Below are 12,481 nucleotides of genomic sequence, written 5' to 3'. Positions count from 1 at the left end.
ATTCGCTCGCCTTGGGCGACGCACGTTCATTTCCCCAACGGCCATTTGGCTGAACGCGACCGGGCGGATCTCATTCCTTGTCGACGACGTCGCCGACGCGGGGGCGCTGCACATAGACCCGCTGGAAGTCATAGCCGTGTCCGACGACGGACAGCGCCGACGAGAAGGGCGTGTCGAGATGATAGCGCGCTCGAACCACCACCATGTCCACGCCGCTCTCGATCAAGGCCGCAGGAACGGGGGCCGGCGGCGCCGCGCCCTTGGACGGTGCGGTGTCGTTCTGGGCCGAGCACCACTTGACCTGCTGGGCCGCGCCCGTGACCGCGATGACGCAGGCCTGGATCTTCAGGCCGCTGGTGTCATAGGGCGCCAGGGTGGCTTTGGCGGCGGCGAAGATGTCCTTCATGTCGTCAGTGGAAAGGCTCTCGCTTTGGGCCATCAGGTCGGCGGTGACGACTGCGGCGTTGTTCAGCTTGCGGGTCGCGGTCAGGCCCTGGCCGATTTCCACGGTGCCCACATAGAGCAGGAGCAGGCTGGGCAGGACGATCGCGAACTCGACCGCGGCGACGCCAGACCGATTTCGCCAGAAGGCCGTCAATGCGCGAACGACCCGGTTCAATTGAAGGGCTCGTTGCGAAACGCGGCCGTCGAGGCGATCACGGTCCGGCCGTCGGACAACTTCGGCGTCGCGTAAGCCAGGACATTGAAGATCGGATCCCAGGGCAGATAGGCCTGAACCACAACGATATCGCCGGCGTTGCCGAGGCTGTAGGCTCCTGAACCGCTCAATTGGCCATCGACGATCGGCGTGCCTAGATTGGCGTCGGCGAACATCGAGACCACGGAGACCCGGACGTAGAGCTCCTTGTCGCAACCGAAGGCGCCAGCCACGCCCGAACAGATCCTTTTCTTGAAGGCGTCGGCTGTCATGCCGGAGGTCTGGGCCTGGCCCGTCCGGATCAGGCGGCTGGCGTTGCGCACCGATGCGTCCAGGCTAGCCGCCGCGAAATACATGATGGCTGTGTCGAGGACGGCGGCCAGTATTCCCATGAACAGGACAAACAGCATGGCGAACTCGACCGCCGTGGCGCCGCTGGTCGACCGCCGCCAGCGTCGAAGTAGACCGCGCCGGCGCGGATGTGAGGTAGTGGCGGGCATTTACTGGATCAGATGCACGGAGTTCATGTATTTCTTGAACAGCTTGTTCATGCCGTTCTCGATAGCGTCTTCCGATTCCGCGCCCATGTAGAGATCCTTCGATGAGGCGCAATCTTCCAGGGCGTAGGGCAGGTAAGCCTGTCGGGTGATCGAAGGACTCACCCCCGACCGGAGAGTTCCCGTCCAGGAACCCGGCATGGCCGAGCCCAAGGTCCCATTGTAGCCCCAGTCCAAAGGAACGGGCAGGTACTGGGTGTAGAGCACCGCCATGGTCACCTTGTTGTTCTTCACATAGTTGCACCAGGCGGGATTGAGCGGCGTCACATTGTAGGACGGCGCCGACATCGGATAGGAAACACAGATCGATCCCACCTTCTTCTTGCAGGTCCATGAGGACGCGCCCACCCAACTACGTTGTGACTGAACGCCGTCGGTGACCAGCATCACGAACTTCAGGGGCGTGGCGGCCGTCTTGCCGTCGCCGCTGGCCCCGACAAGGCCCGCCATCGCCTTGAGCGAACGATCGAAGTCCGTACCGTCGACGGAGGTCGTCGTGGTCAAGGCCGAGCGAACCGCGCCCGTGGAGTAGGTCGGAGCCTGGACCTGGCTCGCCGTGGTGTTGAACGCATAGACGCCCACCCTGATGCGCTTGTGGTTGGGATCGACGCTGTCGACCGACGACACCATGGTCTTGGCGGCGTCCACCAGGACATCGGAGCGCAGTCTGATGGTCTTGGCCTTGGCGTAGAGATAGTTGTTGGCGTAGGCGACATTGCCCACCGTGTGCGGATCGCCCGTATGGCAGGCGAACTCGCAGCCGATGTCATTGCGCATCGTCGTCTGGCCCGCGGCGCTGGAAGCCAGCATCTGCGACGCGGAGGTATCGAGGAGCAGGTAGATGTTGATGTAGGAAGTGCCCGGTCCGGCGACGGCGCTGCTGGCGCCGATCGGAAGGCTGTTGATCCCGACGACACCCATGATCATGGTCGGGACCGACGCGGTGGCCCTGGCCTGGACGACATAACTCGACTGGTCGATCGTGACGTCGTCCAGATTATAGGCGCCGCGGTTGGTCTGCGTGGCGAACCATGTGCGAACCCTGCCCTTGACCGCAACCGGGTCCCCGGTGTTGAGCGTCTTGACCGCGGCAAGCAGCGCCGCGTCGAGATCGCCCTGCATTCGGTCCTTGGCGTTGTAGGCGATGGTGAAGTCCAGCGCCGCGCCGATGGCGATGATGATCGGAATGATCAGCAGCGCGTAGGTGACGGCGACCGCGCCCCGCCGGTCGCGCCGCAGGCCGGCGAGCAGGCGTCTCGCCATCGTCCCATGCCGACCGACGCTTCGCGCCGCATTTGAAAGCCAAGACATCGCGCCCCCGCTACCCGTCTTCAGTCAAGTTTCTTTGACAGCGTTGTCAGTTCAGATGTTACAAATTTTCTAATTTGTTGCACGCTGTCACAGGAATTAACGTTGCCGGCGGGCGGGCGCCGTAAAGGGCGCCCACTTATTTCCCAACGAGGCGCGGCGCACTGGACGCCGGGGGCTTGGCCGGCGTCACCGGGATGGCCCGCTACGCCCGCTGGTTCAGCGTGATCGCCGTGCCGTTCTGACGATAGGCCGCGCCCTGGGCGCCGGGGCCGTACCCTGAGGCCGTCGGCCGCTGCTCGGCGACTTCCGCGGCGATGGCGCGGACCAGGCCCTCGGTGACGGTCTTGGCGGCGGTCACGGCCCGGCCCTGGCGGGCGAGCACGGCGTCGAAGGCCTCGGTGGCGCGGACCAGGCGCTGGCGGCGTTGCGGCGAAGCGCCCGACACCAGGGCGACATTGCCGCGCACCCGGGTCGACTCGTGCCGATAGAGATTGGCCAGCTTGGCCACCTCGTCGACATACTGCGCCGCCTCGTGCGGGCGGCGGGCCTCGAAGGCGGCCGACTGCCGGGCGATCAGGTCGGTCAGGCGCTCGGTCAGGATGATCAGCTGTTCGACGCGGTCGTCGCAGTCGAGGGCGGTGAGGGCCATGCGGGCTACTCCTTGAGACCTTGCATCTTCAGCATTTCCTTCTGGACGGCGGCGGCCACGCCGATGCCGCCGGCCTTGGAGACCTGCTTGGCCATCTCCTCGGCCAGGAGGGACTTGAACATGTCCTCGCCGGTCCCGCCGCCGCCGACCTCCGGCGTCTTCATGCTGGCGGTCATCGACTGCATCATCACCGACAGGAACGAGGCCTCGAACTTCTGGGCCGTCTCGCGGATCTTGCCGCGCTTGAGCAGCTCGGCGGTCGAGGCGGCGGTCTGGCCGACCGTGTCGACCGTGGGGGCGGCGAGGGTGGAGACGCTCATCACATCACCTCGATGTCGGCTTGCAGGGCGCCCGAGGCCTTGATGGCCTGCAGGATCGAGATCATGTCGCGCGGGGTCACGCCCAGGGCGTTCAGGCCGCCGACCAGGCTCTTCAGCGAGGCGCCGCCGCCCAGGGTCAGCAGCTTGCGGCCCTTCTCCTCGTCGACGCTGATGGTCGATTGCGGGACGACGGCGGTGCGGCCCTGGCTGAACGGGGCCGGCTGGCTGACGGCCGGGGTCTCCTGGACGGAGATGGTCAGGTTGCCCTGGGCGATCGCCACCTGGCTGATGCGGACGTCGTCGCCCATGACGATCACGCCGGCCACCTCGTCGATGATCACCTTGGCCGGCGCGTCGGGCTCGACCTCCAGGTTCTCGACGGCGGTGACGAAGCTGATCATGTCCATGCCGGCCGGCGGGCGGACCGCGACGATGGTCGGATTCTGGGCCTGGGCGCAGTTGGGGAAGCGCTGGTTGATGGCGTCGGCGATCCGGCGCGAGGTGGTGAAGTCCGGATTGCGCAGGGTCATGCGCAGCACGTCCATGTTCACCATCTGGAAGCCGGTCTCCTTTTCGATGATGCCGCCGGCGGCGATCCGGCCCGCGGTCGGCACGCCCTTGGTCACCGAGCTGCCCGAGGCCCCGCCGGCCGAGACCGAACCGGTCTGCACCGAGCCTTGCGCCACCGCATAGGTCTGGCCGTCGGCGCCTTGCAGCGAGGTGACCAGCAGGGTGCCGCCCAGCAGGCTCTTGGCGTCGCCCAGGGTCGAGACGGTGACGTCCATGCGCGCGCCCGTCGCGGCGAAGGCCGGCAGGTTGGCGGTGACCATGACGGCGGCGGTGTTCTTGGTGTTGAGGTTGCCGTCGCGGACGTTGACGCCCTGGCGCTCGAGCATGGCCTCCAGGCTCTGCTTGGTCATCGGGGCGTTGCGCAGGCTGTCGCCCGACCCGTTCAGGCCCACGACGATGCCGTAGCCGACCAGCTGGTTGTCGCGCACGCCCTCGAAGGCGACGATGTCCTTGATCCGCGACTTGGCGTCGGCGGGCGAGGCGACCAGGGCGACAGCGGCGAGGGCGAGGCCCAGAACGGAAGCAAAGAGTGAACGAGACATGGCGATCCTGCGGCGGGGTGGCGTCCCCGCGCCGCCCCATGCCAGATCCGGGCCAGGTTTGAGTCTGGAAAAAATACAATGAAATCAGTCGAAAGGCGGTGATTTCCTGCCTGCGACATTCTGCTTCGGCAGATTCTGCCCGGCATTAACCATACCGCAAGCGCCGCTCAGCAAGATGTGGTTAACGAGAAGAGGTGACTCCCTTGTTTCGTCGCCGGAGCAGCGTTTCGTCATGAAGGTTTCCAGTACGGGAGGCGCGGGCGCGGTTGGCGCGTCGCGGGCCAAACCGACGGGCGGCGGATCGGGCTTTTCCCTGCCTTCGGTCGGCGGCGCGAGCGCCGCGAGCGGCGTGACCCAGGCGGGCGGCGTGGCCGGGATCGGCTCGCTGGACGCCCTGCTGGCCCTGCAGGCCGACCTGGATCCTATGGAGCGCAAGCGCCGGGCGGTGAAGCGGGCCGGCGGCCTGCTGGACCTGCTGGACGCCCTGAAGCTGGCCACCCTGGACGGCGAGGTCTCGACCGGCACGCTGTCGCGGCTCAAGAGCGCCGTCCGCGAGCATCGCGAGGCCACCGACGACCCCAAGCTGGAGGCGATCCTCAACGAGATCGAGACCCGCGCGGCTGTCGAGGCGGCCAAGCTGGAACAGGCGCGGCTGGGCTGACCATGCCGATGAAATCGCCCATGGAAGAACATTGTTCACCGGTCGTCCCCAGAATCGGGACATCCGTGCACGGTGCTGAACATCGCGCTCATGCGAGGTTCATTGAACCGGGCTATCGTTTTGGTATAAGCACCCCGCCTGACCTGGGCGGAGTTCATCGGGGCGTGAGGCGTTAATGCAAACGGCCACTGTTCTTAAGGTACCCGACTCGTATCGTCCTTCGGACGACGAGCCATTCATGAACGAGCGTCAGCTTGAATATTTCAAGCAGAAGCTCCTGGCCTGGAAAGAAGAGATCCTCCGCGAATCTCGCGAGACGGTTTCCCACCTGCAGGCTGAAACTGAAAACCATGCCGACCTCGCCGATCGTGCGTCGTCGGAAACTGACCGGGCGCTGGAGCTTCGCACCCGGGATCGTCAGAGAAAACTCATCTCCAAGATCGACCAGGCGTTGCGCCGGGTCGAGGACGGTTCCTACGGCTATTGCGAAGAGACCGGCGAGCCGATCGGTTTGGCGAGACTGGACGCGCGGCCCACCGCGACGCTCAGCCTGGAAGCCCAGGAACGCCATGAACGCCGGGAACGGGTTCACCGCGACGACTGAAGGTTCACCGACCTTCGACTTCGATGTGTTTCAAGCGGCCTCGCCCCACCCGGGCGAGGCCGCTTTCGTTTCTTCCTTCTCCCCTTGCGGGAGAAGGTGTCAGTGAAGCTGACGGATGAGGGTTGAGGAGCGGTTCAGCCGCAAACCGTGAGAGCGGGCAAGTGCGGTGCGACCCCTCATCCGACCTCCTTCGGAGGCCACCTTCTCCCGCAAGGGGAGAAGGATTCACCAGAGCGTCGCCGCCGCCCGTTCCGGCCAGGCCTTGTCGTAGGCCTCGCCGCCCTCGGCGTCCTCGCTCATCGCCGCGAGCATCGCGCCGGGCGTGGGCAGGGATCGGGGATCGACCTGGCTCTCCGCCGTCCAGAGACCCGAGCGGACGATGGCGCGGGCGCACTGGAAATAGGCCTCGACCACGGTGACCACCAGACAGGTGCGCGGCGCCTTGCCCTCGACCGCGAAGTTTTCCAGCAGGTCGGGATCGGCGCTGATCACCGCCCGCCCATTGACGCGGAAGGTCGTGCCCGAGCCGGGGATCAGGAACATCAGCGCCACGCGCGGGTCGCGGATCACGTTGCGAAGGCTGTCGATGCGGTTGTTGCCGCGCCGGTCGGGCAGGATCAGCGTCCGCTCGTCCTGGATGCGGACGAAGCCGGGCTGGTCGCCGCGCGGGCTGCAGTCCAGGCCCTCGGGACCGGCGGTGGCCAGGGCCAGGAACGGCGAGGCCTCGATCAGGGCGCGATAGTGCGGGGTGATGCGGTCGGCGACCTTGACGGTCGAGGCCGGGGCGGGGGCCGGCGTGTAGAGCGCTTCGAGGGCTTCGAGCGTGTCGATGATCATTGGGCGGCTCCCCTGCGGGCCGCCAGCATAGTCGTCGGGAGATGGAGGCGCCTAGGCCGCGCTCTGGACCATGGCGCAGGCCTCGGCCAGGCGGTGGGGCGAGATCGGCTTGTCGACCACGGCGCGGGTGCGCGCGCCCAGCTGGTCGGCGTTGCCGGTCACATAGACCACGGGGATGGGCCCCAGCCGAGCCAGGATGGCGGTGACCGCCTCGACGCCGGTGCCGCCGACGATGCGATAGTCGGCGGTGATCAGGTCGGGCGGACGCCGCAGCGCGCAATCCAGCGCGTCCTGCGGGCTTTCCGCGATGTCGAAGCTGTCGAACCCCTGCTCGCCGAGCAGGGCCTCAACTTCCATCGCGATGAGGATTTCGTCCTCGATGATCAAAGCATGTCTGTGGGACATGAGCACTGCACGCCACCGCTTTTCAAAATCGTCCCTGACCTTAGTAGAAACCTATGATTCTCTTCTGCGCTAACGGTTTTTATGGCTCAGCTTGTCTAAAATGTCGCAGGCCTGCTGTTGCGTCTTGTTCTCACCGCCCAAGATCTTCCAGGTCTTGTGTGTGATCACAATAGCAAGCCCAGAGTCTTGTCTGTTTTGAGCGAAGTCAGGGATTAACCTTAGTTTGTAGAACGCGGTCCGATGAGCGCTGGTCTCTTGCTTCTCCCTGCATGATTTGCGTTATGCAGGGCCAAACACCGGAGCCGCTGGCATGTCGCAAGACCCCCTGATCCTGACCGAGAAGCGCGGCCACGTGGCCATCCTCACCCTCAACCGGCCCGACGCCCTGAACGCCCTGGGCGCCCCCGGCGACGGCGACCAGGTCGCGGCGGCCTGCGAGGCGATCAACGACGACCAGGACATCCGCTGCGTGATCCTGACCGGCGCGGGGCGGGCCTTCTCGGCCGGCGGCGACGTCAAGGCGATGAAGGCGCGGGAAGGGGCGTTCGGCGGCAACGGCGTCAAGGTCCGCGACGGCTACCGCAAGAACATCCACCGCATCGTGCGGGCCATCTACGGCCTGGAGGTCCCCTCGATCGCGGCCGTGAACGGCGCGGCCATCGGCCTGGGCTGCGACGTGGCCTGCATGACCGACATCCGCATCGCCGCCGACACCGCGAAGTTCGGCGTGACCTTCCTGAAGCTGGGCCTGATCCCCGGCGACGGCGGGGCCTGGCTGATGCCGCGGACCATCGGCATGAGCCGCGCCGCCGAACTGCTCTTCACCGGCGACGTGATCGACGCGGCCAAGGCCGAGGCCTGGGGCCTGGTCAGCAAGGCCGTGCCGGCCGACGTCCTGATGGACGAGGCCCTGGCCCTGGCGGCCCGCATCGCCCAGCAGCCGCCCCACGCCCTGCGCATGGCCAAGAGCCTGCTCAAGCACGGCACGAGCGCCAGCTACGAAACCCTGATGGAGATGAGCGCGTCGGCCCAGGCCATCGCCCACCACACCGACGACCACATGGAGGGCGTCGAGGCCATCCTCGAAAAGCGCCAGCCCAACTTCCGGGGGTCGTGATGGGCAAGGAAGCCAAGGGCGTCTGGGGGCAGCTGTCGGACGGCGAGAGCGACGGCAAGCTGCTATGGGAGCCGCCCAAGCTGATCTTCCGCGGCGCCGTGCGCGGCATCTACCAGGGCCATGCCCTGCGCGACCTGCGGGTCGAGGGCGACGACCTGGTGCTCAGCGACGGCACGCGCTTCACGCTGGAGCCGGGCCAGGCGGCCAAGTGGCTGCACGCCATCCAGAACCCGCCCGGGCGCCTGGACAAGCTGGGCGTCAGGGCCGGCCAGACGGTGGTGGTCGAGGGGATCGACGATGCCGAGTTCCTGGACGAGCTGTCGACGCGGGTCGAACCCGTCGAGGCCTATGAGGACATCGACCTGCTGTTCCTGGGCGTCGAGGACCTGGCCGACTTCGACCGGCTCGAGGACCTGGCCGGCGGGCTGGGGCCCAAGGGCGCGCTCTGGATCGTCGCCCAGAAGGGCAAGGGCGCGCCGCTGAAGGACGTCGAGATCCTGGCCGCGGCGCGCGAGCGGGGGCTGGTCGACACCAAGGTCTGCGCGTTTTCCAAGACCCACACCGCCCTGCGGTTCGTGAAGCGCAAGGGCGGGGCGGCGGTGAAGGCCGCGCCGGTGGAGGAGGACGAGGGCTTCGACGACGAGGACTAGCGTTGGGACGGCCGGCTGGCGGCTTCGACCCGTAACTGACCCTGATGGTCGGGCGAAATGCGGACATTCAAAAGCTTGGCCAAGCTCAAGCCTGGAGAATAAATCGATATTAGAGCTACCGTGACGGATCGGACAGCATGCCGATCTGAGCCAGCCAGTTTTCCAGCAGACCGGGCCAGACTGTGTCAGGCGAATGATTACGCCTTAGTGCGAAAGCATGGCCGCCATGGGCGAATAGGTGAACTTCGGCCGATACGTTCGCGTCATTCAACGCTCGGGCATACAGTGTGCTGTTACAGATGGGATCTACTGGGTCGTCCCAGGACTGAAGTAAGAAGGTCGGTGGGGTACGTCCGGTGACCCGTATGCCAGGATCCAAGGCGCCATTCCGGCAGAGATGCCCAGGAAAGAAAGCGATGGCGAAGTCAGGGCGGCTGCTAACGCGGTCCGCCCCATCGACCGGCGCGTAACTAGACTCGAAGATGTTGCTGGTCTGGGCCACCAGATACCCCCCAGCCGAAAAGCCCATGACGCCGATTTTGTGCGGATCAACGTCCAGGCTGGCGGCTCGCGTCCTGACGAGGCGGATCGTTCGTTGGGCGTCTTGGAGCGCGCGGGGCGGCTTGGGGTCAATGACACAGCGGCACTGGGGGTTCCAGTAGTGGTTGCTGCCGGGCACCCGATACTTGGACAGGATGCACGTCACGCCCCTGGCCGCGATCCAATCGCAGACTTCAGTCCCCTCCAACGTGATCGCCACCGCGCGAAAACCGCCGCCGGGAAATACGATGATCGCGGCGCCCGTATTGCGTCCCTTGGGCGGATAGATCGTCATGGTCGGACGGCTAACGTTGAGCACCGTTTCGGATCGATCGCCCGTGAGCGCGTCGGGCGTCTTGGCGACGCGCACGCTTTCTGGATCGGATTGGGCGCCGACCATGTTCGGGGGCTCGCCAGGCCAGATAGGCGCCTGGACCAGGCCATGGGACGCTGACCAAACCCGCTCCGTATCGCCGACAGGCCACGCGTCGAGCGGTGCTGGCGTCCGAGGGGGCTCCAACGAGAGGGGAGGCCGTTGACCGGCAAAGCAATGCGCCAGTTCCAGAGCGAGACCGCTGGCGCCAAGCAGCACGGTGGTGGTCAGCGCGACGCGGATGAAGAATCTCATGATTTTGATTGGCTCCGATACTTCGTCGGCGACGAGCATTCACTGGGCCCAGGGCGCCTGACTTCGGCAATGTCTGCATTGAAGGCCCTATGGCGAGGATCGACAATCGACGTAAACTGTGGGGAGCCATGCGTAAAATTCATGCCTGGAGTGTCCTGGCTTCCTTCATCTCGATTTTTGATCCGCTCATCCCGGCGAATGCCGGGATGAGCGGAGTTTGGGGGTTTACGCTCGGCGGATAGCGGGCAAACTCCAACCAAATCAACGCCCTGAAAAATCTCGACCCGATTTGATCCTCACCCTTCCGGACCGGGCCTATCCTGATCTCACCTCGTCGCATGGAAAGGGCGCATGGCCAGCGACCGATGCGGCGGCGAGGGGCGATCGAGCGGGAAGCTCTGTCGGCGGTCCTCTTCGGAGGACCAAACCTTGCGTCTCTGGTGCCGGTCGGGCCTGTTATACAGATACGACGTGATGCAAGGGCTGACTTAGCAACAGGCGGGCTTTGACAGGCTCGCGGTCCGGGACCGGGTTTCGTTGACCTGGCCCGCCCGTCGGAGGCTTCAAGGCGGCGAGGCTCTAACAGGGCTCAACGCCGCAGGCTTCCGGATAACGACCGCGCGGAGCGATCGGGCTTCGTCGAAACGGTATTGTTTTTCAAACTCCGGACGATGTCCGGCGCTCCGCGACCCTTTCCACTAACTCACAGCCAGAAGCGTGAGGATGAGAAGCCGTGCCGGCGAACACTTGCCCCCACCTGACCGCTTCGCGGTCTGTCCGCCCCCACAGGGGGCGGAGCCTAGGCCGCTTCCCGCGCTTTCGCCGGGGCCCGGGCCGTGGAGAACTCCATCGTCCCGTCGTCAACCCTGCCGTAGCGCAGGGCCATCAGGTCCAGGGCGTAGTTCTGGTGCACCTTCCACGGGACCTTGGTTCCCTGCCGGGGCAGCACGGCCAGGGCGCGCTGGACGTAGCCGGACGAGAAGTCCAGCCAGGGCTCGATCTCCATCTCGCCCTCCGGCAGGCGGGGGGTGCAGATCTGCGCGCCCGTACGGTCCATGTGCTTGAGCAGGCGGCAGACATATTCGGCCGTCAGGTCGGCCTTCAGGGTCCAGCTGGCGTTGGTGTAGCCGAAGGTCGAGGCCAGGTTCGGCACGTCGCTGAACATCATGCCCTTGTAGCTGGTGGTCTCGTGCGGCGCGATCTTCCGGCCGTCGACGACGACCTCCATCTCCCCCAGCAGCTGCATGCGCAGGCCCGTGGCGGTGACGATGATGTCGGCGGGCAGGGTCTGGCCCGACTTCAGCAGCAGGCCGTCTTCGGTGAAGGTCTCGATCTGGTCCGTGACCACCGACGAGGTCCCCGCCTTGATCGAGGCGAACAGGTCGGCGTCCGGCACCAGGCACAGCCGCTGGTCCCACGGATTGTAGCGCGGCGTGAAATGGGTCTCGACGTCGTAGTCGGGCCCCAGGTGCTCGCGCACCAGGCCCAGCAGCTGCTGCTTGGTCTTTTCCGGCTTCTTGCGGGCGATCCGGAAGAACAGCATCTGCATCAGCACGTTCTTCCAGCGCGTGATCCCGTAGGCGGTCATGGCCGGCAGCTTCGCCCGCAGCCAGTTGGCCAGCCCGTCCTCGGCCGGCCGCGACACCACATAGGTGGGCGAGCGCTGCAGCATGGTCACGTGGCCGGCGGTCCTGGCCATTTCCGGCACCAGGGTCACGGCCGTCGCGCCGCTGCCGATCACCACCACCCGCTTGCCGGCGTAGTCGAGGTCCCCGGGCCAGTGCTGGGGATGGACGATCCGGCCCCGGAACCGCTCGGTCCCCGGAAAGTCGGGCGTATAGCCGGCGTCGTAATTGTAGTAGCCGCTGCACATCGACAGGAAGCCGCAGGTGAGCTTGACGATCCGGCCCTCGTGCTCGGCCTCGACGGTCCAGGTCGCGGTCTCCGACGACCAGCTGGCCCGCTTGACCTTGTGGCCGAAGCGGATGCGCGGGGTGATCCCGTTCTCGTCGGCGGTCTCGCGGACATAGCGCAGGATCGACGGGCCGTCGGCGATGGCTTTCGCCTCGCGCCACGGCTTGAAGGCGTAGCCCAGGGTGTACATGTCGCTGTCCGAGCGGATGCCGGGGTAGCGGAACAGGTCCCAGGTGCCGCCGATCGCCGCCCGCGCCTCGAGGAGGGCGTAGGTCTTGCCCGGACAGTCGCGCTGCAGGTGGTAGGCCGCGCCGATGCCCGACAGGCCCGCGCCCACGATCAGTACGTCGAAGTGCTCGATGGCCATCGTGCTTCCACCCTGAGGTTCACCCGGTCCGGTGGTCCGGACGCTCGCGTATGTGAACATTGTTCACCAGCAAACGACCGTTTAGGCGGAACGTCAACCGCGGCGTCGCGAAGGAGCGCGCCGGCGACGATCGGTTTTGATTGCAAACCTT

The 12,481-nt window shown here is 66.0% G+C and carries 14 protein-coding genes; 4 read left to right on the top strand and 10 right to left on the bottom strand.

Going from position 1 to position 12,481, the window contains the following annotated elements:
• Window positions 1–70: 70 nt before the first annotated feature.
• The 6 genes from EV278_RS24010 to EV278_RS11930 all read right to left on the bottom strand — a co-directional run bounded on the left by EV278_RS24010 (window position 71) and on the right by EV278_RS11930 (window position 4,607).
• The gene (locus EV278_RS24010) at window positions 71–619 is read right to left on the bottom strand and encodes a TadE/TadG family type IV pilus assembly protein (protein WP_165916620.1); all 549 of its coding nucleotides are present in this window, start codon (window positions 617–619) and stop codon (window positions 71–73) included.
• The gene (locus tag EV278_RS11950) at window positions 616–1,158 is read right to left on the bottom strand and encodes a TadE/TadG family type IV pilus assembly protein (RefSeq protein ID WP_132091286.1); all 543 of its coding nucleotides are present in this window, start codon (window positions 1,156–1,158) and stop codon (window positions 616–618) included. Before EV278_RS11950 ends, EV278_RS24010 begins: the two co-directional genes overlap by 4 nt.
• Window positions 1,159–2,478, bottom strand: a complete 1,320-nt coding sequence (locus tag EV278_RS11945) for a VWA domain-containing protein (protein ID WP_132091283.1) — start codon at window positions 2,476–2,478, stop codon at window positions 1,159–1,161.
• Window positions 2,479–2,728: 250 nt separating this feature from the next.
• Window positions 2,729–3,175, bottom strand: coding sequence for a flagellar basal body protein (locus EV278_RS11940; RefSeq protein WP_132091280.1), 447 nt, complete (start codon window positions 3,173–3,175; stop codon window positions 2,729–2,731).
• 5 nt (window positions 3,176–3,180) lie between these two features.
• Complete coding sequence (locus tag EV278_RS11935) at window positions 3,181–3,495, bottom strand: rod-binding protein (protein ID WP_243692170.1); 315 nt, start codon at window positions 3,493–3,495, stop codon at window positions 3,181–3,183.
• A complete protein-coding gene (locus tag EV278_RS11930; RefSeq protein WP_132091274.1) occupies window positions 3,495–4,607 on the bottom strand; it encodes a flagellar basal body P-ring protein FlgI in 1,113 nt (370 codons plus the stop codon). The genes EV278_RS11935 and EV278_RS11930 overlap by 1 nt, the downstream gene beginning before the upstream one ends.
• Before the next feature lie 232 nt (window positions 4,608–4,839).
• On the opposite strand from EV278_RS11930, the gene EV278_RS11925 reads away from it, so the two are divergent.
• Window positions 4,840–5,268 carry a flagellar assembly protein FliX gene (locus EV278_RS11925; protein WP_132091271.1) on the top strand — a complete coding sequence of 143 codons (429 nt, stop codon included), beginning with the start codon at window positions 4,840–4,842 and terminating at the stop codon, window positions 5,266–5,268.
• 175 nt (window positions 5,269–5,443) lie between these two features.
• The gene (dksA, locus tag EV278_RS11920; RefSeq protein WP_012287706.1) at window positions 5,444–5,872 is read left to right on the top strand and encodes an RNA polymerase-binding protein DksA; all 429 of its coding nucleotides are present in this window, start codon (window positions 5,444–5,446) and stop codon (window positions 5,870–5,872) included.
• Between the two features lie 225 nt (window positions 5,873–6,097).
• On the opposite strand, the gene EV278_RS11915 is transcribed toward dksA, so the two are convergent.
• A complete protein-coding gene (locus EV278_RS11915) occupies window positions 6,098–6,709 on the bottom strand; it encodes a pyridoxamine 5'-phosphate oxidase family protein (RefSeq protein WP_132091268.1) in 612 nt (203 codons plus the stop codon).
• Window positions 6,710–6,760: 51 nt separating this feature from the next.
• Window positions 6,761–7,114 carry a response regulator gene (locus EV278_RS11910; protein WP_057183985.1) on the bottom strand — a complete coding sequence of 118 codons (354 nt, stop codon included), beginning with the start codon at window positions 7,112–7,114 and terminating at the stop codon, window positions 6,761–6,763.
• 310 nt (window positions 7,115–7,424) lie between these two features.
• Here EV278_RS11910 and EV278_RS11905 point away from each other — a divergent pair, with 310 nt between their 5' ends.
• Together EV278_RS11905 and EV278_RS11900 are read left to right on the top strand one after the other, a co-directional pair.
• On the top strand, window positions 7,425–8,231 hold the full coding sequence (locus EV278_RS11905; RefSeq protein ID WP_132091265.1) for a crotonase/enoyl-CoA hydratase family protein: 807 nt from the start codon (window positions 7,425–7,427) through the stop codon (window positions 8,229–8,231).
• On the top strand, window positions 8,231–8,881 hold the full coding sequence (locus EV278_RS11900) for a DUF3052 family protein (RefSeq protein WP_132091262.1): 651 nt from the start codon (window positions 8,231–8,233) through the stop codon (window positions 8,879–8,881). Before EV278_RS11905 ends, EV278_RS11900 begins: the two co-directional genes overlap by 1 nt.
• A gap of 115 nt (window positions 8,882–8,996) precedes the next feature.
• Here the strand turns inward: EV278_RS11900 and EV278_RS11895 are convergent, their stop codons facing one another.
• Together EV278_RS11895 and EV278_RS11890 are read right to left on the bottom strand one after the other, a co-directional pair.
• Window positions 8,997–10,088, bottom strand: coding sequence for an alpha/beta hydrolase (locus EV278_RS11895; RefSeq protein WP_243692169.1), 1,092 nt, complete (start codon window positions 10,086–10,088; stop codon window positions 8,997–8,999).
• A 760-nt stretch (window positions 10,089–10,848) separates the two neighbouring features.
• The gene (locus tag EV278_RS11890) at window positions 10,849–12,330 is read right to left on the bottom strand and encodes an NAD(P)/FAD-dependent oxidoreductase (protein WP_132091259.1); all 1,482 of its coding nucleotides are present in this window, start codon (window positions 12,328–12,330) and stop codon (window positions 10,849–10,851) included.
• Window positions 12,331–12,481 lie beyond the last annotated feature (151 nt).

Source organism: Caulobacter sp. BK020, assembly GCF_004342605.1.
GTDB lineage: Bacteria > Pseudomonadota > Alphaproteobacteria > Caulobacterales > Caulobacteraceae > Caulobacter.
The sequence above is the reverse complement of the archived record's forward strand: the minus strand, read 5'-3'. Positions and strand labels throughout refer to the sequence as shown.

What these genes read in the sequence shown, in the direction of transcription:
- EV278_RS11950 (WP_132091286.1), bottom strand. Translation starts at nt 1,158, where the DNA reads ATGCCCGCCACTACCTCACATCCGCGCCGGCGCGGTCTACTTCGACGC.
- EV278_RS11945 (WP_132091283.1), bottom strand. Translation starts at nt 2,478, where the DNA reads ATGGCGAGACGCCTGCTCGCCGGCCTGCGGCGCGACCGGCGGGGCGCG.
- EV278_RS11940 (WP_132091280.1), bottom strand. Translation starts at nt 3,175, where the DNA reads ATGGCCCTCACCGCCCTCGACTGCGACGACCGCGTCGAACAGCTGATC.
- EV278_RS11935 (WP_243692170.1), bottom strand. Translation starts at nt 3,495, where the DNA reads ATGAGCGTCTCCACCCTCGCCGCCCCCACGGTCGACACGGTCGGCCAG.
- EV278_RS11930 (WP_132091274.1), bottom strand. Translation starts at nt 4,607, where the DNA reads ATGTCTCGTTCACTCTTTGCTTCCGTTCTGGGCCTCGCCCTCGCCGCT.
- EV278_RS11925 (WP_132091271.1), top strand. Translation starts at nt 4,840, where the DNA reads ATGAAGGTTTCCAGTACGGGAGGCGCGGGCGCGGTTGGCGCGTCGCGG.
- dksA (WP_012287706.1), top strand. Translation starts at nt 5,444, where the DNA reads ATGCAAACGGCCACTGTTCTTAAGGTACCCGACTCGTATCGTCCTTCG.
- EV278_RS11915 (WP_132091268.1), bottom strand. Translation starts at nt 6,709, where the DNA reads ATGATCATCGACACGCTCGAAGCCCTCGAAGCGCTCTACACGCCGGCC.
- EV278_RS11910 (WP_057183985.1), bottom strand. Translation starts at nt 7,114, where the DNA reads ATGTCCCACAGACATGCTTTGATCATCGAGGACGAAATCCTCATCGCG.
- EV278_RS11905 (WP_132091265.1), top strand. Translation starts at nt 7,425, where the DNA reads ATGTCGCAAGACCCCCTGATCCTGACCGAGAAGCGCGGCCACGTGGCC.
- EV278_RS11900 (WP_132091262.1), top strand. Translation starts at nt 8,231, where the DNA reads ATGGGCAAGGAAGCCAAGGGCGTCTGGGGGCAGCTGTCGGACGGCGAG.
- EV278_RS11895 (WP_243692169.1), bottom strand. Translation starts at nt 10,088, where the DNA reads ATGCTCGTCGCCGACGAAGTATCGGAGCCAATCAAAATCATGAGATTC.
- EV278_RS11890 (WP_132091259.1), bottom strand. Translation starts at nt 12,330, where the DNA reads ATGGCCATCGAGCACTTCGACGTACTGATCGTGGGCGCGGGCCTGTCG.